Source organism: Acidovorax sp. GW101-11A03, from assembly GCF_059424825.1.
Window position 1 is genome coordinate 18,772 of record NZ_JBWKZU010000019.1, and the last position, 20,788, is coordinate 39,559.

Below are 20,788 nucleotides of genomic sequence, written 5' to 3' on the forward strand. Positions count from 1 at the left end.
TATGAACATCACCAAAGACTCCGCCGTCACCATCAGCTACAAGGTGACCACGCCCCAGGGCAAGCCGCTGGACGCGGGCCACCTGGCCTACCTGCACGGCGGCTATGAAAACATCTTCCCCAAGGTCGAAGCCGCGCTCGAAGGCCAGGCGGTGGGCTTCAGCACCACGCTGCAGCTGGCCGTGGAGGACGCGTTCGGCGCGCGCGACGAGAGCCTGGTGCGCACCATTCCCAAGAGCGAGTTCCCGCCCGGCGTGAAGGTCGGCGGCCAGCTGCAGGGCGTGGGCAACGACGGCCAGCCCGCCGTGTTCAACGTGGTCAAGATCAAGGGCCCCGAAGTGCACCTGGATGGCAACCACCCGCTGGCAGGCCAGGCCCTGGTATTCAGCTGCAAGGTGACCGAAGTGCGCGCGGCGTCGGCCGAAGAAGTCGCCCACCGCCATGTGCATGGCGGCCATGGCCACCACCATTGAGCCAGCAGGTTCTGTAGTGCAAGGATTCAAGGACCGACTCGGCTACGCGCTGATAGGCGCTTTCTTCGGCGCTCTGGTTGGATTGCTCGGCTGGTGGGTCTATGGATTCGCGCACACCCTGCGCTATCGAGGCCCTGGTATAGACCCGCTGCTGCGTCAATGGATAGTGCTTGGCAGCGTCATTTTTGCTGCGCTGGGCTTCATCCTGCGCGAGCGCGCTGCCGATGTGGTGGCTGGCGCGCTGTCTGCGGTGCTTGGGTCCGAGCCGACCAGCGTATCCGCGCGCGTGGGCTCTGCCGTGCTGCGTGGCGTTGTGCTGGTGATTGTGGTGGCATTGATTTGGATGTTGAACCAGAACAAAGGGTAGTTTGTGGTGGTCGGTACAGACGTGCCGCCGTATTTCTACATCCAACCTGCAGAGGCCCATCTTGCGGCGCTGGCTGAGGGCGCAGCGGCAGCCGTGGAGCGCGGCATTATCAATGAGGCCTGCTTCAGCATTCAGCCCATGTGAATGCCCAGGTCCTGGCATCCCCGCCCCAAGCTGATCGGCAGCTCCGTTGCAACGAATTCCTGACGCGTGCCAGTGAGAAGAAGGCCGATTGATTGGAGCGCAAGAGCGATCAGAAACACTTCTAAAAATCAGCGCCCTTTCCGGCGCAAGCCCCGGCCCTGCAGCACGGGCTCGGCCGCCAGTCGCTCGCGCGCAAACTCCACAAACGCCCGCACCTTGGCGGGCGCGCGCCGCCCGGCGGGGTAGACGATGTGCACGGGCACCGGCGGGGGCTCGAATGCCGCCAGCACAATGCGCAGCCGCCCCGCGCGCAGGCTGGCTGCGGCCTGGTAGGCCAGGCAGCGTGTGAGGCCCAGGCCCGCCTCGGCAGCGGCAATGTCCACCTCGTTGGCGTTGCTGATCCATGCGATCTGTGGCTGGCCCACCAGTCCGTTGCCAAACTTCCAGGGCGCGGCGGCCCGGGCCTCGAACGAGAACGCAATCGCCCGGTGCTGCACCAGGTCCTGCGGGTGCTGCGGCTCGCCGTGGCGCGCCAGGTACTCGGGCGACGCCACCACCAGATGCCGCAGCGCGCCCACGGGCAGGGCGGTGAGGCCCGAATCCGGCAGGTGGGCAATGCGCACGGCCACATCCATGTCTTCTTCCAGCAGGTGCACCAGGCGGTTCACAAACAGCGTGCGCGCCTGCACGCGCGGCTGGGCCTGCAAGAAGCTCTGCACGATGGGCGCCACATGCTGGATGCCAAACATCTGCGGCGCGGTGATGGACAGCAGCCCCTGTGGCTGCACTTGCGCGCCGCTGGCGGTCTGCTCGGCCTCGGCCAGGTCGCTCAGGATGGGGCGGCAGTCGGCCAGAAAACGCTCGCCCGCCTCCGTCAGCCGCACCCAACGCGTGCTGCGCTGAAACAGCAGCACACCGAGCCGCGCCTCCAGCGCCGCAATGGCGCGCGTGACGGCCGCCGCCGAACAGCCCAGGCGCCGCCCCGCCACGGCAAAGCCGCCCGCATCGGCCACGGTCACAAAGCAGCGCAGGGTGTCGAGGTGGTCCATTGTTGCGTTTCACGAAATTCTGAAAGCCGCACTATCGCTATTCACGCTGTAGAGCGCAATAGATAAGGTTGAGCCCTTCTTTCCACGCCGTTTTGACAAGGACTCGCCCCATGACATCCGCCCCCCTTCCTGCCGCCCCGCTCACGCTGCACCGCACGGCCATCTCCGGCCACTGCCACCGCGTGGAGTTGCTGCTGTCCCTGCTCGGCCTGCCGTATCGGCTGGTGGAGGTGAACCTGCTGCAGGGCGAGCACCAGTTGCCCGCGCACCGCGCGCTGAACCCGCTGGGCCAGGTGCCCGTGCTGGTGGATGGCGAGGTGGTGCTGAGCGACAGCAATGCCATCCTGGTCTACCTGGTGCAGCGCTACGCGCCCGGCAGCGCATGGATGCCGCAGGACCCGGTGGGCCAGGCGCAGCTGCAGCGCTGGTTCAGTCTGGCGGCGGGCTTTCTGGCGCCGGGCATCGGTGGGCCGCGTTTTGCCACGCTGACCGGCAAGCCCATCAACGAGGTGGCGCAGGCCCAGGGCCGGCGGCTGCTGGACTTCATGGAATCCGAGCTGCAGGGGCGTGGCTGGTTGCTGGGCGGTGCTGCGCCCAGCCTGGCTGATGTGGCGATGATCAGCTACACCTCGCAGGCGCACCTGGCGGGCCTGCCTCTGCCTGCCGCCTACCCGCGCATTGCCGCCTGGGTGGCGCGCGTGCAGGCGCTGCCCGGCTATGTGCCGCTGCTGGACCACCTCAGCGGGTTGACTCCCCAGCCTGCGGAGGCCGTATGACCGCCCTGCCCGCAGGCGGCAGCGAAGGACCCGCCCCCAGCGCCTGGCACGCCGGTGAACAGGCGCTGCAAGCCCGCGCTGGCGTGCACGAGCGCATGGCCGCCGTGGGCGAGGTGGTGGTGCGCGACCACATGCCCGACCAGCACCGCGAGCTGTTCGAAAAGCTGCCCACGCTGCTGCTGGGTGCCATCGACGCGCAGGGCCAGCCCTGGGCCACCATGCTGGCGGGCCCGCCCGGCTTTGTGCACACGCCCCACGCGCAGCGCATGGATGTGGGCGCCGCCATCGACGCGGCCGACCCGGTGATGGCGGCGCTGGCCGCGCACGGCACTGGCGCGCCCGTGGGCGTGCTGGGGCTGGAGCCGCACACGCGCCGCCGCAACCGCATGAACGGCCATGTGGTGCGATGGGGGGCGCAGCAGGGCCTGTCGATCACGGTGGCGCAGAGCTTTGGCAACTGCCCCAAGTACATCCAGGCGCGTGCGCCGGGCCTGCGCGCCGCCGTCGCACCACCGCAGCCTGCGCAGGCGCTGGGCCCAGCGCTGGATGCCGACGCGCTGGCCCTCATTGCGCGCAGCGACACGCTGTTCATCGCCAGCGCCTCGGCCGCCCGGCCCGGTGCGCAGCGAGGCGAGGGCGTGGACATCTCCCACCGGGGTGGCGAGCCCGGCTTTGTGCAGGCGAAGCACACCGCAGAAGGCATGGAGCTGTGGCTGCCCGACTATCCTGGCAACCTGTTCTTCAACACCTTGGGCAACCTCGCGCAGCACCCGCTGGCCGGGCTGCTGTGGGTGGACTACGAAGACGGCGGCCTGCTGCACGTGGCCGCGCGCGCCGAGCTGCTGTGGAGCGAGGCCGACCGTGCGCCCTGGCCCGGCGCGCAGCGCGTGCTGCGGCTGCAGGTGCTGGGCGGGGTGTGGCGCGCACAGGCACTGCCCTGGCGGTGGACGGTGGCGCAGCCCGCGCCGCAGTTCCAGGCGATGCGCCAGGCCGCTACGGCAGCACCTGCGGCGCCGGGCGCTTGAGGGGCGCAATCGCCTTGCGTGGCGTGGTGGGCTCGGCCGCCACCATCTGCGCGCTGCGCTCGTGCGCGGTCTGCGCCAGCTCGGTGATGAGCGCGGCTTCGGGCAGGTTGTGCCAATAGCGCGTGGGCATCTCTTTTTTCATCATGTTCAGCTTGAGCCGTGCGGGGTTGAAGATGTGGCGGTAGTAGGTGAGCCACAGCGCCTCGCCCGCATCGGGTGGCGGTGCATCGCTGCGTTGCGCACCCGGGCCGGTGTGCAGCTGCTGCCCGTCCCAGCGCACGCTGGCGTCGGGCGTGAGGATGGCCCAGCGCATCTGCGTGAAGCGGCGGATGAAGAAGCCCGCGTTGGCCACGGTGATGTAGTGGTCGGGCTCGAACCAGGCCATGTGCAGGGTGTTGCCGTCAGGCTCCACCACAGGCCGAAAGCGCACAAAGGCGTGCATCTTGTGTTTGTCGCGCCCCACGGCGCGGACCATGTGGTGGGCCAGCATGCGGTCCGCGTCCAGCGGGTCGTGCCGCGCGGCTTCGGCCTCCGCGCCGCCTTGCGCCATGCGCCACAGCAGGCGGTACATCAGTGCAAAGCGGGCCGGGTCGCGGTGCAGGATGAGCTGCTCGCACAGGTGCACAAAGTCGGGGGGTACGCGCAGCGGCGGCGCATCGGGGGACGGGCTGGGCAAGGTGTGGCTGGCTGCAGGCTCGGGCGCGAACAGGTCTTCCGCGGCATCCGCCGGGCTGCGCCAGTCCACCGCCTGCGGGGGCACGTTGGCTTGCACCAGGGCGCGTGCGGCGGTGCGAAAACCGGGCCAGTCGGTGGCGTGGTCCAGCGTGACGGTGTGGCGCTGCATGCGGGTCGCTCCAGCTCAGAACAGGCTGCGCTGCACCGGCGGCGGCGCCAGCTGCGCGGCGAGGTCGGCAGCGTCCAGCGCACGGCCGGGGCGGTAATCGGCCGCCTCCACAAACGGCAGCACTTTCTTGAGCGGCACATGCAGCCGAGCCAGGTCGGCATGCCGCAGGCGGCGCACGTGGCGGGCGGCCAGCAGGCGCTCCACCGTCTGCACGCCAAAGCCGGGCACGCGCAGCAGCAGCTCGCGCGGGGCGGTGTTGAGGTTGACCGGAAAGCGCTCGCGGTGCGCCAGCGCCCAGGCCAGCTTGGGGTCCATGTCCAGCGCGAGCATGCCCACCATACCTCCGGGGGCGCCTTGGCTGGGCGGCACGATCTCGTCGTGCGTGAAGCCATAGAAGCGCATCAGCCAGTCGGCCTGGTACAGCCGGTGCTCGCGCACCGTGGGCGGCGCAGCCAGCGGCAGGGCGCGTGCCGCATCGGGGATGGGGCTGAAGGCCGAGTAGTACACGCGCCGCAGCCGGTGCACGCCGTACAGCCGCGCGCTGGTCGCCAGGATGGTGCGGTCGTCCGTGGCATCTGCCCCCACGATCATCTGCGTGCTTTGCCCGCCGGGCGCAAACAGCGGCGCGCTGGCCCGGCGCGTGGTGCGCGACTGCGGCATGGACACGATGGCCTGCGCGGCTTGCTCCTTGCGCGCCGCACGCGATTCGCCAATGTGCACCGCCATGCGGGCCATGGACCGGTCGATGGCGGCGCTGTTTTTCTCCGGCGCCAGGGCGGTGAGGCCCTCGGCCGTGGGCAGCTCGATGTTGATGGACAGGCGGTCGGCATAGCGGCCAGCGCGCTGCATCAGTTCGGGCGACGCGTCGGGAATGGTTTTGAGGTGGATGTAGCCGCGAAAGTCGTGCTCCTCGCGCAGCACGCGGGCCACTTCCACCACCTGCTCCATGGTGTAGTCGGGGCTCTGGATGATGCCGCTGGACAGGAACAGCCCCTCGATGCAATTGCGGCGGTAAAAGTCGAGCGTGAGCTGCACTACCTCATCGACCGTGAAGCGTGCGCGGGGCACGTTGCTGGTGACGCGGTTCACGCAGTACAGGCAGTCGTACTGGCAGAAGTTGGTGAGCAGAATCTTGAGCAGCGAGATGCAGCGCCCGTCGGGCGCGTAGCTGTGGCAGATACCCATGCCCTCGGTGGAGCCCATGCCGCGCCCGCCCACTGAGTTGCGCGGCGCAGCACCGCTGGATGCACACGAGGCGTCGTACTTGGCTGCATCGGCCAGGATGGCGAGTTTGGACTGTAAATTCACTGGATGAATTTACAGTAAACACAATGCCTGATGCCAGTCTGTGGGAAAGCTGAGAGAGGTCAATACTCCTGAATTGATAGCTGCTTGCGCATGATGGATGGGCGCAGGCAGCCAAAAATGCTTGAACTTGACGAGGTCAGACCGTTTCCAGCGCCATCACGGCCGTCGCCGTGTTCGAGATCGGGATGTGGTAGTTGCTGTGCACCCGTCGCACGCCCGCGCTGGCGGTGGCCAGCGCCCCGCGCATGGCCAGCCACATCAGCAGCTCCACGCCCTGGGTGCCGGTCTTTTCCACCAGCTCGTGCACGCTGAACTGCGTGGCCCACTCGGGGTTGGTGGTCAGGCTCTCGATGAACTGCAGGTCAAACGCCTTGTTGATGAAGCCTGCGCGTTCGCCGTCAAGCTGGTGCGAAAGGCCGCCCGACGCAATCACCGCCACCTTCTTGTCGCTGTCCCAGCTCTGGATGGCCTGTCCCACGGCCTTGCCCAGCGCGTAGCAGCGCCTGGCCGACGGCAGCGGGAACTGCACGGTGTTGATGCACACCGGCACCACCGTCACGGGGCAATCGCCCCCGGGCCAGAAGAGCTTGAGCGGCAGCGTGCAGGCGTGGTCCACCAGCATCTCCTGGCAGGTGGTCACGTCAAACTCTTGCTCGATCAGCGTGTTGATGAGGTGCCACGACAAGTCCACCTCGCCTTTGAACGGCGGCAGCGTGGGGATGCCCCAGCCCTCGTCCGCGTTGTTGTATTCGGCCGCAGCGCCCACGGCAAAGGTCGGCATCTTGTCGAGGAAGAAGTTCAGGCCGTGGTCGTTGTAGAACATCACCACCACGTCGGGCTGCTTCTCACTCAGCCACTGGCGGATGGGCGGAAAGCCGTCGAAGAAGGGCTTCCAGTACGGCTCGTTTTGCAGGCCCTTGTGGATGGCGTTGCCAATGGCCGGAATGTGCGAGGTGCCGAGGCCGCCGATGAGTTGTGCCATGTGATGTCTCCTTATTTGCCCGCTGCGACCAGCATGGCTTTGAATTCGTCCTTGGTCATGCCCGTCTGCTGTGCGCCGATGTCCTGCATGTCCAGCTTGAAGATGCCAGCAAACTTGGCCAGGTAGTAGGCGTTGCCACCTGCGGCAATCAGCTGCAGCACGTTCTTGGCGCGGATGGCGGCGGCCTGCTGCTCGTTCAGGCCGTACTTGCGCATGTACGCCTCTTCGTCGGCCAGAAAGGCCTTGCGATTGGCCTCGTCGTTGAACGAAAAGCACATCTTGTTCAGCGCATAGCCCTTGCGGGCCTGGTCGCCATCGAACGGCGTGGTGCCGGGGATCGGGGGCAGTGGGGAAGGCATGGAAGTCTCCGGGGCTTGATGTAAGTCAGCCCGCAGTGTCGCGATGCCATTGCCAAAGATGAAGCCTGAAAACATCATCGAATGCATGAGCAATTTCGATGGATCAGCGCTGGACGGCCACCTGCTCAAGCTGCTGCTGGCCGTGCTGGAGACGGGCAGCATCACGGCGGCGGCTGATCGCCTGGGCGTCACCCAGTCGGCCGTGAGCCACCTGCTCGACAAGCTGCGCGCCATTACCGGCGACCCGCTGTTTGTGAAGCGCGGGCGCGGCATCGTGCCCACCGCACGGGCCGAAGCGCTGGCCCAGCCCGCGCGCGACATGCTGCACCAGATGCAGCTCTTTGCCCAAGGGGCCGAGTTTGATCCTGCCGCGTGGCAGACCGAGCTGACGATTGCGGCGAACGACTTTCAGCGTGATTTGCTGTTGCCCGCACTGGCCATGCGCCTGCGCACCGCAGCGCCGGGCGTCACGCTGCGTATCTTGCCCAGCGGCGCGCCCAGCGCGGAGCTGCTGCGGTCTGACGCGTGCCAACTGGTCATCAGCCCCCGTCCGCCCGATGGCACGGACATCGTGCAAAAGCGTTTGTTTGAAGACCAGTACCGCGTGTTCTACGACGCCAGCGTGCGCAGCGCCCCCGCCACCGAGGCCGACTACCTGGCCGCCGACCACACCACTGTGGCCTACGAGGCGCACCGGGGGTTGGACTTGGACCGCCAGCTGCTGGCCCGTGGCGTGCGCCGCCGCTTTGCGGTGCGCGTGCCGGGTTTTGCGGCGCTACCAGCCTTTGTGCGCGGCACGGCGCTGCTCACCACCGCGCCCTCGCTGCTGGCCCGCACGGCCTTGGCAGGTCTGGCCAGTGCGCCCGTGCCGGTGGTGTGCCCGGCCATGCCGATGTATTTGATCTGGCATGTGCGGTACCAGCAGGATGCGGCGCACCGGTGGCTGCGGGGGGAGGTGGAGGGAGTGGTGGGGCCGGTGTTAACGCTGCGATGTGACGCAAACCGAAAGTAGATTGTCCAATTGCATCGGGTTCCGTCTGGCCCGACTTGGGTCGCCAATACAGCGGGTCTCAACAGATAGATTGGCGAAAAGCGAAAACGCCCCTTTGAAAGGGGCGTTTTCTATTGTTGGTGGGGGCGGGCTCTCTTTGGACCTAAGACAACCAGTTCATCACAGTGACCTCCATGCAGTGTCCAGTGCGCATACCCCCAGAATCCCCGCGCCCTTTCGATTGCTTTGCAGCTTGAATTTGACTTTCATTTTTCCTCCTTTGATTTCTGATTGATCTCCAGGGAGAGATCGAACACCATAAAAAAGGCGGCAATGATCACCAGACACGTGCTGAAGAGGCCCCCCGTGATTGGCATGGTCGCCACGGCACCGAAGACTTGACTGCCCGCATCCTAGACGCTGTTTTGGATCGATGCAAGGCATTTGCAGTTGATCTAGTCAGCAGAGCTACGGATTGTTTTTCTCCTCGGCCCTGTCCCTGCGCAGCGCGCCGCGCAACAGCCGCGTTGCCCGGTCCCGCAACCCCACCGGCTTACCCGGCCGTACCGGGTGCTTGCGTGCCTCCACGCACGCCGCCAGAAAGTCCTGCAGGATGGCCGTGTCGTCCAGCGTGTCCGAGCCCTGTTTGTGGAACTCCGGGTGCCACTGCGTGGCCGCAATGTAGCCGCGCCCGGGCGCAGGCTTGAGGCGGATGGCCTCGGGCACGCCATCGGGCTCGCTCAGGGCCTCGACCTCGAACTCGGGGGCCAGGCGCTTGATGCCCTGGTGGTGAATGCTGTTCACGCGCGCGCGGGGTGCGTCGGGGTAGAGCTGGGCCAAGCGTGAGCCGGGCACGATCTGGATGTCGTGGAAATGCTGGTCGTAGGTGGTGGCGTTGCGGTGCTGCAGCGCGCCCGGGTGCTGGGTCTCGATGTCCTGGTACAGCGCGCCGCCAAAGGCCACGTTGATGAGCTGCAGGCCCCGGCACACGCCAAAGATGGGCTTGCCCACTTCGGCAAAGGCCTTGACCAGGGCCAGGTCGTAGATGTCGCGCACGCGGTCACCCACCCACTCTTCGCGCAGGGGCTCCTCACCATAGTTGCCGGGCCACACATCGGCGCCGCCGTGCATCACCACGCCATCGAGCCACTCGGCATAGTGCTGCAGCGTCACATCGCCGCGCGCCGTCTCGCCGGTGGGGCAGGGCACCATCACCACGATGGCGCCGGACGACATGATCCAGTGCGCGATGGATTGCTCCACATACTGCAGCGTCTTGTTGGTGAACAGCGGGCGGGTGGGGTCGGCGTGCTGGAAACAGGCCGACAGGCCGATCTTGAGGCGGGGGGCAGCGGGCATGGCAAAAGGCTCCGGGCGGCACACGCAGGGCGTGGCGGGCAACAAGAAGAAGGGGGTGGAGGGAGGGGCGAAAGGCCCCCACGGGTTTGTTTGTATCACCGCCTTCTTGGGCCGTCTGTAGGAAAGGGCCGTGCGGGGCAGGCTTCGCCGCTGCGCGGCCCTTTCGTCTGTTACGCGGTGCTACGAAATGTGGCTTTCTTCATGAAACGCGCGGCAGAGGCCCGTGCGCCGAGGGGCTGGAGCGCAGGGCGCTCGCGATAATTTCTGTTTGCCGGGTGCTGAGAGCCTGTTCAAAGCCTTTTTGGAGATCGCATTGGAGTGCAATCGGGATGAGTGGAAGCTTCGGATGCGCCGCATGGGCTCATGCCCATGCAAGCCGCCGAGGCTTCCAATCGCCCGATTTCACTCCAACCCTTCGGGCAAGTGCCTTGCCGGGCGGTCTGCGGCGTTGCGGCGCTTGTGGATAGCCAGGCTATCCACTGCGCACCGCGCCTAGCATCCCATCCCGGCAAGGTACTTGTGCGACTCCAAAAAGGCTTTGAACAGGCTCTGAGGCCCCGGCGAAGTTGATGTGTTTCCTGCCTTCCGCGAAAGCCCCACATGCACCAAAAGAAAAATCGCCTGCCCGCCCTCACCACGCTTGCGGCACTGGCCGCCATGGCCTGGCCCCAGTTCGCCCAGGCCGTTGTGCCCCCAGGTGCCGCCGCCGAGATCGTGAGCCTGCAAGGCACGGGCGACCAGCGCGCCGCCGCTGCGGCCGACTGGGGCCCCGCGCGCCTGGCGCAGCCGCTGGCCACGGGTGACTTTGTGCGCACGCGCCAGGCAGCGCGCATGGCGCTGCTGTTTGCCGACGACACACAACTGCGCCTGCACCAGAACACGGTGCTGCAGGTCAAGGGCGTGGCCACCCCTGCCCAGCCGGTGACCACCTTGCTGCTCAATGCGGGCCGCGCCTGGACCCAGACCAAACGCGCCGATGGCAGCCGCCTGAACCTGGAGACCCCTGCGGCCACGGCTGCGATCCGGGGCACGGACTGGGACATCAGCGTGGAGGACGATGGCCGCACGCTGATCACGGTGCTCTCGGGCACCGTGGAGTTTTCCAATGCGCAGGGCGCGGTGTCCGTGGGTGCCAACGAGGCGGCCATGGCTGAGGTGGGCAAGGCCCCGGTCAAGCTGGTGCTGAGCCAGCCGCGCGACCGCATCCAGTGGGTGAACGCGCTGCGTGCCGACCCGCTGCCCCACCTGGCCGCCGAGCCCGTGCCCGACACCCTGGCCCCGGTGCGCACCGCGCTCGCGGCCCGCGACCTGGCCGCTGCACGCGCCGCCCTGGCGCAGGCCCGCAGTAGCGGCGCCCCCGCCGCCTGGCTGGCGGTGATGGACGCGGCCATTGCCCTGCAGGCGGGCGACCTGCTGGCCGCGCGCGAGCAACTGGCCCGCCAGGTGGCGCAGCCTGCGGCGCCGCTCCCCGCCTGGCTCATGCAGTCCGACGTGCAGCTGGTGGAGGGCGAAGGCGCCGCAGCCGCCGACACGCTGCGCACGGCTTTGCAGCGCTGGCCCGCCCACCCCGCGCTGACGGCCCAGCTGGCCCGTGTGCTGATGCTGAGCGACCGTGTGGACGAGGCCAGCGCCGCGCTGGCCCCCGTGCAGGCCACGGCCCATGCCGAAGTGGCGCTGGTGCGTGCCGAACTGGCCCGGCGCCGGGGCGATGCGCCCGCCACGCTGGCCGCCTACACCGAGGCCACGCAGCTGGCCGCTGGCGATGCGCGTGCCTGGCAGGGCCTGGGCAGCGCGCATGTGGAGCGCGAAGACCCCCGCCCCGCCCGCGAGAACCTGCAACGCGCACTGGCGCTGTCGCCCCAGCAGCCCGGCGCCTGGGGTGAGCTGGGCACACTCGAAACCTTTGTGAACGAGTTCACCGAAGCCGGTGCGGCCTTTGCCACGGCCCTGGGCGACAACCCGGCGGACTATGTGGCGCTCACCGGCCAGGGCCTGCTGCACCTCAAGCAGGGCCACCCGCAGGCCGCGCTGGATGCGTTCTTGCGCGCGGGCGTGATGGAGCCGCGCTATGCCCGTGCCAAGACCTGGACGGCCGTCGCCTACTACCAGCTGGGCCGCCACCAGGATGCGCTGTCCACCCTGCACCAGGCCATCGTGCTGGACGACAAGGACCCTGTGCCCCACATGCTGCTGGCGCAGATCCACACCGACCTGTTCCAGCCCGGCGAGGCTGTGGAAGCCGCGCGCGCTGCGGTGCAGCGCATGCCCTACCTCAAGTCACTCAACCAAGTCGCCAACGACCAGAAGGGCAGCGCCAACCTGGGTGCGTCGCTGGCCTTTTTTGGCATGGAGGACTGGGCGCTGGAACTGGCGCAGCAGAGCTTTTATCCGTACTGGGGCGGCAGTCACTTGTTCATGGCGGACCGCTATGCGGGCGAGTTCAACAAGAACTCTGCGCTGTTCCAGGGCTTTCTGACTGACCCCATGGCGTTTGGCGCGAGCCAGCGGTACTCCTCGCTTCTGCAGCAGCCGGGGGCGCATGGGGCCGTGGGGGTGACGCTGGACCGCGACCTCTACCGCATGCGGGCCCCCGCCGTCACGCTCAACGGCATGAACAACACCCATGTGCCCGTGTCGTGGTTCTTCAAGGCCCAGTCGGCCCGTGCGAGCGAGTTCCCGTTTGATCTGCAGGTCAACAACGCGCCCGCTGTGCGCGGAGGTTATGGCGATGTGCGGGCGCGTGCCGTCACCATTGGCGCGGGCATGCAGCCCACCGAACGCATCAACCTGTTTGCCTATGTGAACCAGTTCGACATGCGCCTGGCCAGCCAGAACCTGTTCGAGACCGCGCTGGACAACCAGAGCACCCAGGGCGCCGTGGGCCTGGCCTACCGCTGGGGGCCCACCGAGCAGACCTGGATCAAGCTCGGCCGCAGCATGGAGCACATCCTGCTGCAGCGTTACCCCACGCTGTACCTGGAGCCGCCGTTTGTCAGCCTGATGGGCGTGAGCAGCCTGCCCCAGAAACAGTTCAACGACCTGCAACTGCGCCACACGGTGGACACCGCCCCCGGCAGCCGCTGGAGCGTGGCGCTGGAGCATGTGCGCGAGCGCCAGCACAACCTGATCGCAGGCGAGGCCGCCGTGGCGGCCGACATCCCGGGGGTGGGCCCCTTCCGCGACTCTCTTCTGGTGGCCGGCTACAACAACGTGGACCGCCGCTACACCGGCCTGACCCTGGCCACCACCCAGCGCCTGGATGCGGCATGGAATCTGGACGCGGCCCTCGGCCTGCAGCAAATTCGCCACCGGGTGGACGGCCTGACGCAAAGCTACCTGGTGAATCTGGACCACCTGAGCGAAGAGCAGGCACGTCGCGCCGAGATGGAACGGGTAGTCACGCCCCGCGTGGGCCTGGTGTGGCAGCCTGCCGCAGGCACCACGGTGCGCATGGCCTACCAGGACTGGTTGCGGCCGCTCAGTGTGTCCACCCTCACCAGCGTGGAGACGGCGGGCATTCCGGTGGAGGACCGCCTGGTCGAAGCGGGCGGCCGCCACAAGCGTGTGGTGGCGCAGCTGGGCATGGCGCTGGGCCAGAGCACCTTTGTGAGCCTGCGGGCCGACCACCTGCGGGTGCGCAACCCCGGCACCGTGGGCGTGGACCTGCGCACGCCCAGCCTGCCGTTCCTCGAAGAAATGCGCAACGCGCAGATGGTCAACCTCTCGACCACCGACCTGCTGGAAGACACACCCAGCTTCGACTCCGGCACGCTCAAGACCCTGGGCGCAGGTGTCAACCACATGTTCAGCCGCCGCTGGTCAGGCTATGCCAAATATCTGTACCAGGGCAGCGAAAGCCGCAGCTACGACGCCGACGGGGCCGTGGGCCGTATCCCCTACATCCCGCGCCACACGGCCGTGCTGGGCGCCACCTGGGTCGGCCCGCAGCGCTTCTATGTCAGTGGCCGGGCGGTGTACCGGTCAGAGCGGTTTGAGGACAAGGAAAACCTCACGCGCATCGCACCCGGCTGGGGCGTGGACCTGATGGGGTACTGGGAGTCGCAGGACAAACACTGGGTGGTGGGTGTGGCTGCCATGAACCTGTGGGCGCCCAAGTCAGACCGCCGCAAGACCCGCTATGTCCTGGACGCCCGCTACCGCTTCTGACCGGGCCTCGCCCGCCACCTGGCGCAGCCAGCCTTGGTGGCCCCTGGCGGCCTGTCTGCTGGCGCTGCTGCTGGTGGGCGCCGCCACCTTCACGCGCACCTGGCATCTGCTGGAGTTCAAGACCTTTGACGTGCTCACTGCGCTGGTGGCGCCACAGCGCAGCACGCTGCCGGTGGTGATCCTGGCGATTGACGAGCCCACCTTCCAGGAGCTGCAGCAGCCCTGGCCCTTCCCGCGCAGCGTACATGCAGCCCTGTTGCAGCGCTTGCATGCTGACGGCGCCGCTGCCGTGGGGTTTGATGTGGTGTTTGCCGATCCCTCCACCGAGGCCGAGGACGCGGCCCTGGACCGTGCCATTGCCGAGGCGGGCCCGGTGGTGCTGGCCGCCACGCGCGAGAAGATCGACAGCAGCAACGCCGCGCTCTGGCTCGACGTGTTGCCGCTGCAGCGCTTTCTGGATGCGGGCGCCGACGCGGGCGATGCCGGGGTGGAGCCGGACGACGACTTTGTGGTGCGCCGCGCCCCGGTGGCGCGCGAGAGTTTTGCGCTGCGGCTGGCCCAGCGCGCGGCCGAGGCGCGCGGCCAGCAGCGGCCCGCGCTGCGCCATTTCGACTGGATTGGCTACCGAGGGGCGCGCGGCACCTTCGACACGCGCTCGTACTACCAGGCGCTGGAGCCGGGCCTGCTGCCCGCGGGCTTTTTCAAGAACAAGATCGTGCTCGTGGGGCGCTCAGCGCGCACGGCCACCGAGCTGACGCGGTCGCAGGCCGATCTGTTCAACTCGCCGTTTGGCACGGCGGGCGGCGAGCGCCTGTTCCCCGGCGTGGAACTTCAGGCCACGCTGGTGGACAACTACCTCACGGGCGGAGGGCTGCGCAGCGTGCACGAAAGCTGGTCACTGGCCCTGGTGCTGCTGGTGCTGCCCGTGTTGCTGTGGGGCAACCGCAGGCTGCCCCTGGCCGGTGCGGCGGCGCTGGCGGCCGTGCTGGTGGGGGCCATCGCGCTGGGTTCGTGGTGGCTGTTTGCGCGGTTTCAGCTGTGGTGGCCGCCGCTGTTGCCTGCGGCGGCCACAGCGGCGATCTACGGCGGGGCAGCGCTGGCGGGTTATGCGGCGGTGCGCCAGCGCGCGCGCCAGACGCGCGCGATGTTTGCGCAGTATGTGCCGCCCGCCGTGGTGGAGCGTCTCATCGCGCAGCCCGAGCTGATGCGCCTGGGTGGCGAGTCGCGCGAGGTCACGCTCATGTTCACCGACCTGGCCAGCTTCACCACGCTGTCCGAGCAGCTCAGCGCCGACCAGACGGTGGAGGTGCTCACCGCCTACTTCAACGCGATGACGCCCATCGTGCACGCCACCGGTGGCACGCTGGACAAGTTCATCGGCGATGCGGTGATGGCCTTCTGGGGTGCGCCGCTGGACGATGCGCAGCACGCCGAACACGCCGTGGCCGCCGCCATCGCCATGCAGCAGGCCATGCAGGCGCTGGTGGCGGGCCTGGCCGCGCGCGGGCTGCCGCCCATCCATATGCGCATTGGCCTGCATACGGGGCGGGTGGTGGTGGGCAATGTGGGTTCGGACCAGCGCTTTTCATACACCGCGATTGGCGACGCGGTGAACCTGGCCGCGCGGCTGGAGGGGGCCAACAAGGCCTTTGGCACCGGCATCCTGCTGTCGGCCGCCACCGCAGCGCAGCTGCCTCCCACGGTGGCGCTGCGCGCGCTGGACGATGTGATCGTCAAGGGCAAGACCGAGCCCGTGCGCGTGTTCACGCCCTGCGACGACGCCACGGTGCGCGAGGCGAGTAACGCGGCGCTGACCGCATTCCATGCCCGCGACTGGCCCGGCGCCGAGGCGCAGCTGGCGCGGGTGCTGGAGCGGCTGCCCGGTGACCTGGCCGCCACCCGGCTGCGCGAGCGTGTGGCCGAGGCCCGGGCGCTCCCTGCCGATGCGCCCTGGGTACCTGCCGTGTCGCTTGACAAACTCTAGATCGGACGAATTCAACATCCTTTGACATGTGTTTACCGGGGGTATGGACGCCGGTGCCATGATGGGGCCTTCGCAACTTCATCAGGAAGGCCCCTCGCCATGCAAGTACAAGTCAACACCGACGACCACATCCACGGCGGCGAATCACTGGCCCGCTGGATCACGGACGAATGCAAGAGCCGGCTGTCGCGTTTTCAGGACCATGTGACGCGGCTGGAAGTGTTCCTGAGCGACCTGGATGCGGGCAAGTCGGGCGCCAATGACAAGCGCTGCCGCATCGAGGCGCGCGTCACCGGCCGCCAGCCCGTCACCGTGACCGACGACGCCGACAAGATGGCCAACGCCTTCATCGGCGCGGCCGACAAGCTGGCGCGCGCGCTCGACACCGACCTGGGCCGCGTGAAGGACCGCAACGGCCGCGAGACCATCCGGGCGGCTGTGGCGGAGTGAAACTTGATTAAAAAATGGCTTCTGCGCGCGATGGATAAGCGCTGATAGCTATTTATTTGATAGCACTCAGGGGAAAGGCGCTGCAACCCACGGTTGCAGCGCCTTTTTTGCTTGGGCCACTCACAGATCCAGCACCAGCAGCTTGCTGCGCGCGCGCGAGCAGCAGGGCATGAACTGTTCGTTGGCGGCTTTTTCTTCGTCCGTCAGGTACATGTCGCGGTGATCCACCTCGCCCTCCAGCACGCGCGTGAGGCAGGTGCCACACACGCCTTGCTCGCAGGATGTGAGGATGTCGATGCCCTCCTTGCGCAGCGCCTCCACCACCGACACATCGGCTGCAATCGGGTAGACCTTGCCGGTGCTGGCAATGCGCACTTCAAAGCCCTGGTCGCCCGAGGTGTCCTGCGCCGGGGCGCCAAAGTATTCGAGGTGGATGTTGTCCTGCGCCCAGCCCATGGCCTTGGCGGTGGTCACCACATGGTCGATGAAGCCTGCGGGGCCGCACACATACAGGCGCTTGTCCGCACCGGGCGCGGCGAGCACGGCGGCCAGGTCCAGCTTCTGCTCGGGCGAGCCTGCGTCGAAGTGGAAGTGCACATGGGGGCCCATCGCCGATGCCGCGATCTCGCTGGCAAACGCGGTGCGCTCCACCGAGCGGGTGCAGTAGTGCAGTGCAAAGTCGGCGCCCGTGCGGGCCAGCCGGTCGGCCATGCACAACAGGGGCGTCACGCCGATGCCCCCCGCCAGCAGCAGGGTGCGCTGCGCGGGGTGCAGCGCAAAGTGGTTGCGGGGTGTGCTGATGGTGATCACGTCGCCTTCGTGCACGCTGTCGTGCATGGCCACCGAGCCACCGCGCGATGCCGCGTCGCGCAGCACGGCGATGCGGTAGCGGTGCGACTCGTGCGATGCATTGCACAGCGAATACTGGCGCACCAGCCCACCGGGAACGTGCACGTCGATGTGCGACCCCGCGCTGAACGGGGGCAGCGCGGCGCCGTCCACGCGCGCCAGCTCAAAGCTGGCAATGCCTTCGGCTTCGGTCCGCTTCTGGACGACGCGGACCTGCAGGGTTTCCTGCGCGGTCATGCGGTCACCGCCTGGGGTGCGGGGGCCTGCTCGGCCGCCAGGATGCGGTCCAGGATCTTGCGCGACTGCACGCCGCCCGCGTCGATGTTGAGCATGAGCAGCTTGCGGTCAGGGTAACGCAGCAGGTTTTGCTGCTGCTGTTCCAGCATGTCCTGGTCCTCGGCAAAAATTTTGCCCTGGCCGTCGCGGATCTGGGTGGTGAGCGACGGGTCCTGCGGCTTGAAGTTGCGCGCCATGCCCCAGAAGTAGTGGATAGACGTTTCGGTTTCGGGCGTGATGAAGTCCACCACGATGCTGGATGCTTTCTTGTCGGCCGGGGCGTTGTAGCCGCCGTGGCCCGCCAGCGCCACACCCACTTCGATCAGCACATGGCTGGGCGGCGTGAAGTGACAGATCTGCCAGCGGTCCACCGGCTGGTCGTCGGGTAGGCCGTTCATGCGCAGCGCCATCTGCCAGAAGGGCGGCGGCTGGATGCCTTCCATGAAGCGGCTGGTGATGACCTCATCGCCCTCCACGCGGGTCTTGCAGGGCACCTCGTCGATTTCCTTCTGGCCGATGCTGGTGGAGTGCACATAGGTCTCGTGCGTCAGGTCCATCAGGTTGTCGATCATCAGGCGGTAGTCGCAGGCAATGTGGTACAGCCCGCCGCCGTAGGCCCATTCGGGGTTGTTGGCCCAGGGCAGGTGGTGGATGGTGGCGGGGTCGGCCTTGTCGGCGTCACCCGGCCACACCCAGATGAAGCCATAGCGCTCCACCACCGGAAAGCTGCGCGCCTTGGGAAAGCCCTGCACACGCTGGCCGGGCATGGACACCGACTTGCCCGTGCATTCCACCCGCAGGCCGTGGTAGCCGCACTGCAGGTGCCCCTCGCACACCGTGCCCAGCGACAGCGGGGCACCCCGGTGGGGGCAGAAGTCGTCCAGCGCGGCGACCTGGTCGGGCGCGGGGCGGTAGAACACGATCTTCTCGCCGCAGATGGTGCGGCCCAGGGGCTTTTCGGCGATCTCGTCGGGGGTGCAGGCGACGTACCAGGCGTTCTTGGGGTACATGGGGCTTGTCTCTTTGTGTGGTGGGGCCGCGCTGCGGAGCATGCGTCGCAGCGCGGGGTGGGGCTTGCTGGGCGGATTGTGCGAAAAAGCGGCGTTAATGTATACATTGAATGGTGATAAATCAGCTATTGCAACCTGTGATATCTCATAAATCATTGTTTTTAAAAGATTTTCTTTGAAATCTATGGGACTGATCCTTTGGTTGTGTATACATTATTGGGCGACGTCTCCCAGGCGGAACGCCACCCCCAACCTCTTTGACTTGTTTGCCTATGAACCCCAGTGAATCCCCGGTGGCGGAGCCCACCCCTGGCGACGGCGCCGAAGCGGGAGCCTCCCAGTCGGTGAAAGCGCAGCTGCGCCTGCGCGAGATGATCCTGGCGGGCGAGCTGCCCGGCGGCGCGCGCATTGCCGAGCTGGCCATCGTCGAGAAGCTGGGGGTGTCGCGCACGCCCATCCGCGCGGCGCTGATGCGGCTGGAGCAGGAGGGGCTGCTGCAGCGCCTGCCCGGCGGCGGCTACGCCGTGCGCACTTTTTCTGAAGCCGATGTGGCCGATGCGATTGCGCTGCGCGGCACCCTGGAGGGGCTGGCGGCGCGTCTGGCGGCCGAGCGCGGGGTGCCTCCCGCCGTGCTGGCCGACGCCCACGCCTGCCTGGACGCCATCGATGCCACGCTGGCACCCCCGGCCCTGGACGACCGGGGTTTTGCGCGCTATGTCGAGCTGAATGCGCAGTTCCATGTGCTGCTGGGCCGCATGCTGGGCGGCAGTGTGGTGGCGCGCGAGCTGGAGCGGGTCAAGGGCCTGCCTTTTGCCTCGCCCTCGGCCTTTGTGCTGGTGCAGACCCATTCGCAGCAGGCGCGCGACATGCTGGTGGTGGCGCAGGACCAGCACCGCCAGCTGCTCGATGCCATCGAACACCACGAAGGCGCACGCGCCGAGGCCATCCTGCGCGAGCACTCGCGCCTGGCCCAGCGCAACCTGCGTTCCGCCCTGTCCGCGCAGGCGGCCGGGCAGGGCGCTGCCAGCATGCCTGCCCTCGCGCTCATCCGCCGCCGATGAACCCGTCCTGCTGCCGTTCTGCGGGTTTCACCGGTTTCATAACGGTCTGGCATAGCTGAAAGTCCGTCATAGAACTGGCATGTGGCCGTGACCGCATGCACAGTGAGGCTCAGATGCGTCCCACGCATGCAGAAAAAGATACAAGTGCAGACCCACGGAGACTGGAGACAAAAATGAACTTCCTCAAGCGACGCGCCGCATTGACGGCCCTCGGGGCAGCCGCCCTGGCCACGGTGGCGGGCAGCGCCATGGCGCAGACCGTGACCCTGCGGCTGCACCAGATGCTGCCACCCCAGGCCACCATCCCGGCCAAGGCCCTGGTGCCCTGGGCCCAGAAGATCGAGGCCGAATCGGGCGGCAAGATCAAGGTGCAGCTGTTCCATGCCATGCAGCTGGGCGGCGCGCCCCCGCAGCTGTTCGACCAGGCGCGCGATGGCGTGGTGGACTTCACCTGGACGGTGCTGGGCTACACCCCGGGCCGCTTCCCCAAGACGGAAGTGTTCGAGCTGCCCTTCATGAGCGGCAATGCCGAAGCCTCCTCGCGCGCCATCCAGGAATACGTCGAGAAGTTCGCGGCCGACGAATTCAAGGATGTGAAGCTGATCGCAGTGCACACCCACGGCCCCGGCCTGTTCCACACCAAGACCCCCGTGACCGGCCTGGAAAGCCTGCGCGGCATGAAGGTGCGTGGCGGCTCGCGCATCATCAGCAACATGCTTACCAAGCTGGGCGCCACGCCCGTGGGCATGCCCGTGCCTGCGGTGACCGATGCGCTCAGCAAGGGCACCATCGATGGCACCACCATCCCGTGGGAGGTGACGCCGTCGCTCAAGGTGACCGAGCTGGTGCGCAACCACACCACCTTTGCGGGCAAGGAAGGCCTGTACACGCAGACCTTTGCGTTCTCGATGAACAAGGCCAGCTACGACAAGCTGCCCCCCGACCTCAAGGCCGTGATCGACAAGAACTCCGGCATCGAGACCGCTGCCATGTTCGGCCGCGCCATGGACGAAGGCGACAAGGTGGGCCGCCAGATTGCCGAGCGTGCCAAGAACAACATCGTGGCCCTGGACGTGGCCGAGACCCAGCGCTGGCGCCGCACCGCCGCCAGTGTGGAGACCGACTGGATCAACGAGGTCAAGGGCAAGGGCATCGACGGTGCCAAGCTCGCGGCCGAAGCCCGGGCCCTGATCGAGAAACACAGCAAATAAGCGTGGTGTTGCTTTTGGGCGCACCCGGGCGTGCCTGGGGCGCCTGTGCACGCCGATCCGCCCTGGCAGGTGCCGGGACGGATCGGTTTGATTTTTCTGACAGG

18 protein-coding genes are annotated in these 20,788 nt (G+C 67.5%); 10 read left to right on the plus strand and 8 right to left on the minus strand.

Going from position 1 to position 20,788, the window contains the following annotated elements:
- Position 1: 1 nt before the first annotated feature.
- Together AC07Z7_RS10280 and AC07Z7_RS10285 are read left to right on the plus strand one after the other, a co-directional pair.
- A complete protein-coding gene (locus AC07Z7_RS10280) occupies positions 2 to 472 on the plus strand; it encodes an FKBP-type peptidyl-prolyl cis-trans isomerase (RefSeq protein WP_094291894.1) in 471 nt (156 codons plus the stop codon).
- Complete coding sequence (locus AC07Z7_RS10285) at positions 456 to 839, plus strand: hypothetical protein (RefSeq protein ID WP_133066335.1); 384 nt, start codon at positions 456 to 458, stop codon at positions 837 to 839. Before AC07Z7_RS10280 ends, AC07Z7_RS10285 begins: the two co-directional genes overlap by 17 nt.
- A gap of 272 nt (positions 840 to 1,111) precedes the next feature.
- Here the strand turns inward: AC07Z7_RS10285 and AC07Z7_RS10290 are convergent, their stop codons facing one another.
- The gene (locus AC07Z7_RS10290) at positions 1,112 to 2,032 is read right to left on the minus strand and encodes a LysR family transcriptional regulator (RefSeq protein ID WP_494766194.1); all 921 of its coding nucleotides are present in this window, start codon (positions 2,030 to 2,032) and stop codon (positions 1,112 to 1,114) included.
- Positions 2,033 to 2,142: 110 nt separating this feature from the next.
- Here AC07Z7_RS10290 and AC07Z7_RS10295 point away from each other — a divergent pair, with 110 nt between their 5' ends.
- Together AC07Z7_RS10295 and AC07Z7_RS10300 are read left to right on the plus strand one after the other, a co-directional pair.
- Positions 2,143 to 2,808, plus strand: coding sequence for a glutathione S-transferase family protein (locus tag AC07Z7_RS10295; protein WP_094291891.1), 666 nt, complete (start codon positions 2,143 to 2,145; stop codon positions 2,806 to 2,808).
- Entirely contained in the window at positions 2,805 to 3,833 is a 1,029-nt protein-coding gene (locus AC07Z7_RS10300; protein ID WP_094291890.1) for a pyridoxamine 5'-phosphate oxidase family protein, read from the plus strand. Before AC07Z7_RS10295 ends, AC07Z7_RS10300 begins: the two co-directional genes overlap by 4 nt.
- Here AC07Z7_RS10300 and AC07Z7_RS10305 read toward each other — a convergent pair.
- The 4 genes from AC07Z7_RS10305 to AC07Z7_RS10320 all read right to left on the minus strand — a co-directional run bounded on the left by AC07Z7_RS10305 (position 3,802) and on the right by AC07Z7_RS10320 (position 7,326).
- Positions 3,802 to 4,677 (minus strand): TIGR03915 family putative DNA repair protein, encoded by an 876-nt coding sequence (locus AC07Z7_RS10305; RefSeq protein WP_094291889.1) that lies wholly within the window; start codon positions 4,675 to 4,677, stop codon positions 3,802 to 3,804. The two genes, AC07Z7_RS10300 and AC07Z7_RS10305, sit on opposite strands and share 32 nt — an antisense overlap.
- Before the next feature lie 15 nt (positions 4,678 to 4,692).
- On the minus strand, positions 4,693 to 5,985 hold the full coding sequence (locus AC07Z7_RS10310) for a putative DNA modification/repair radical SAM protein (protein WP_094291888.1): 1,293 nt from the start codon (positions 5,983 to 5,985) through the stop codon (positions 4,693 to 4,695).
- Between the two features lie 136 nt (positions 5,986 to 6,121).
- On the minus strand, positions 6,122 to 6,967 hold the full coding sequence (locus tag AC07Z7_RS10315) for a class III extradiol dioxygenase family protein (protein ID WP_094291887.1): 846 nt from the start codon (positions 6,965 to 6,967) through the stop codon (positions 6,122 to 6,124).
- 11 nt (positions 6,968 to 6,978) lie between these two features.
- Positions 6,979 to 7,326 carry a protocatechuate 4,5-dioxygenase subunit alpha gene (locus AC07Z7_RS10320; RefSeq protein WP_094291886.1) on the minus strand — a complete coding sequence of 116 codons (348 nt, stop codon included), beginning with the start codon at positions 7,324 to 7,326 and terminating at the stop codon, positions 6,979 to 6,981.
- Between the two features lie 58 nt (positions 7,327 to 7,384).
- Here AC07Z7_RS10320 and AC07Z7_RS10325 point away from each other — a divergent pair, with 58 nt between their 5' ends.
- Complete coding sequence (locus AC07Z7_RS10325) at positions 7,385 to 8,338, plus strand: LysR family transcriptional regulator (protein WP_205734204.1); 954 nt, start codon at positions 7,385 to 7,387, stop codon at positions 8,336 to 8,338.
- A 447-nt stretch (positions 8,339 to 8,785) separates the two neighbouring features.
- Here AC07Z7_RS10325 and AC07Z7_RS10330 read toward each other — a convergent pair whose 3' ends face one another.
- A complete protein-coding gene (locus AC07Z7_RS10330; RefSeq protein WP_094291914.1) occupies positions 8,786 to 9,676 on the minus strand; it encodes a gamma-glutamyl-gamma-aminobutyrate hydrolase family protein in 891 nt (296 codons plus the stop codon).
- 600 nt (positions 9,677 to 10,276) lie between these two features.
- On the opposite strand from AC07Z7_RS10330, the gene AC07Z7_RS10335 reads away from it, so the two are divergent.
- From AC07Z7_RS10335 to AC07Z7_RS10345, 3 genes are all read left to right on the plus strand, one after another.
- A complete protein-coding gene (locus tag AC07Z7_RS10335; protein ID WP_494766195.1) occupies positions 10,277 to 13,843 on the plus strand; it encodes a TonB-dependent receptor domain-containing protein in 3,567 nt (1,188 codons plus the stop codon).
- Positions 13,815 to 15,827 (plus strand): CHASE2 domain-containing protein, encoded by a 2,013-nt coding sequence (locus AC07Z7_RS10340; RefSeq protein ID WP_494766196.1) that lies wholly within the window; start codon positions 13,815 to 13,817, stop codon positions 15,825 to 15,827. The genes AC07Z7_RS10335 and AC07Z7_RS10340 overlap by 29 nt, the downstream gene beginning before the upstream one ends.
- Before the next feature lie 99 nt (positions 15,828 to 15,926).
- The gene (locus tag AC07Z7_RS10345) at positions 15,927 to 16,277 is read left to right on the plus strand and encodes an HPF/RaiA family ribosome-associated protein (protein WP_094291882.1); all 351 of its coding nucleotides are present in this window, start codon (positions 15,927 to 15,929) and stop codon (positions 16,275 to 16,277) included.
- Positions 16,278 to 16,397: 120 nt separating this feature from the next.
- Here the strand turns inward: AC07Z7_RS10345 and AC07Z7_RS10350 are convergent, their stop codons facing one another.
- Positions 16,398 to 17,363: a PDR/VanB family oxidoreductase gene (locus AC07Z7_RS10350; protein ID WP_094291881.1), complete on the minus strand. Its 966-nt coding sequence runs from the start codon at positions 17,361 to 17,363 to the stop codon at positions 16,398 to 16,400.
- Positions 17,360 to 18,412 carry an aromatic ring-hydroxylating dioxygenase subunit alpha gene (locus AC07Z7_RS10355; RefSeq protein ID WP_094291880.1) on the minus strand — a complete coding sequence of 351 codons (1,053 nt, stop codon included), beginning with the start codon at positions 18,410 to 18,412 and terminating at the stop codon, positions 17,360 to 17,362. The genes AC07Z7_RS10350 and AC07Z7_RS10355 overlap by 4 nt, the downstream gene beginning before the upstream one ends.
- 272 nt (positions 18,413 to 18,684) lie before the next feature.
- Between AC07Z7_RS10355 and AC07Z7_RS10360 the strand changes: the two genes are divergently transcribed.
- Both AC07Z7_RS10360 and AC07Z7_RS10365 read left to right on the plus strand, forming a co-directional pair.
- A complete protein-coding gene (locus AC07Z7_RS10360; RefSeq protein ID WP_494766197.1) occupies positions 18,685 to 19,473 on the plus strand; it encodes a GntR family transcriptional regulator in 789 nt (262 codons plus the stop codon).
- A 173-nt stretch (positions 19,474 to 19,646) separates the two neighbouring features.
- Positions 19,647 to 20,684, plus strand: a complete 1,038-nt coding sequence (locus tag AC07Z7_RS10365; RefSeq protein ID WP_063459762.1) for a TRAP transporter substrate-binding protein — start codon at positions 19,647 to 19,649, stop codon at positions 20,682 to 20,684.
- Positions 20,685 to 20,788 lie beyond the last annotated feature (104 nt).

Coding starts and splice junctions, on each gene's coding strand:
- AC07Z7_RS10280 (WP_094291894.1), top strand. CDS start 2: ATGAACATCACCAAAGACTCCGCCGTCACCATCAGCTACAAGGTGACC.
- AC07Z7_RS10285 (WP_133066335.1), top strand. CDS start 456: ATGGCCACCACCATTGAGCCAGCAGGTTCTGTAGTGCAAGGATTCAAG.
- AC07Z7_RS10290 (WP_494766194.1), bottom strand. CDS start 2,032: ATGGACCACCTCGACACCCTGCGCTGCTTTGTGACCGTGGCCGATGCG.
- AC07Z7_RS10295 (WP_094291891.1), top strand. CDS start 2,143: ATGACATCCGCCCCCCTTCCTGCCGCCCCGCTCACGCTGCACCGCACG.
- AC07Z7_RS10300 (WP_094291890.1), top strand. CDS start 2,805: ATGACCGCCCTGCCCGCAGGCGGCAGCGAAGGACCCGCCCCCAGCGCC.
- AC07Z7_RS10305 (WP_094291889.1), bottom strand. CDS start 4,677: ATGCAGCGCCACACCGTCACGCTGGACCACGCCACCGACTGGCCCGGT.
- AC07Z7_RS10315 (WP_094291887.1), bottom strand. CDS start 6,967: ATGGCACAACTCATCGGCGGCCTCGGCACCTCGCACATTCCGGCCATT.
- AC07Z7_RS10320 (WP_094291886.1), bottom strand. CDS start 7,326: ATGCCTTCCCCACTGCCCCCGATCCCCGGCACCACGCCGTTCGATGGC.
- AC07Z7_RS10325 (WP_205734204.1), top strand. CDS start 7,385: ATGAAGCCTGAAAACATCATCGAATGCATGAGCAATTTCGATGGATCA.
- AC07Z7_RS10330 (WP_094291914.1), bottom strand. CDS start 9,676: ATGCCCGCTGCCCCCCGCCTCAAGATCGGCCTGTCGGCCTGTTTCCAG.
- AC07Z7_RS10335 (WP_494766195.1), top strand. CDS start 10,277: ATGCACCAAAAGAAAAATCGCCTGCCCGCCCTCACCACGCTTGCGGCA.
- AC07Z7_RS10340 (WP_494766196.1), top strand. CDS start 13,815: ATGTCCTGGACGCCCGCTACCGCTTCTGACCGGGCCTCGCCCGCCACC.
- AC07Z7_RS10345 (WP_094291882.1), top strand. CDS start 15,927: ATGCAAGTACAAGTCAACACCGACGACCACATCCACGGCGGCGAATCA.
- AC07Z7_RS10350 (WP_094291881.1), bottom strand. CDS start 17,363: ATGACCGCGCAGGAAACCCTGCAGGTCCGCGTCGTCCAGAAGCGGACC.
- AC07Z7_RS10355 (WP_094291880.1), bottom strand. CDS start 18,412: ATGTACCCCAAGAACGCCTGGTACGTCGCCTGCACCCCCGACGAGATC.
- AC07Z7_RS10360 (WP_494766197.1), top strand. CDS start 18,685: ATGAACCCCAGTGAATCCCCGGTGGCGGAGCCCACCCCTGGCGACGGC.
- AC07Z7_RS10365 (WP_063459762.1), top strand. CDS start 19,647: ATGAACTTCCTCAAGCGACGCGCCGCATTGACGGCCCTCGGGGCAGCC.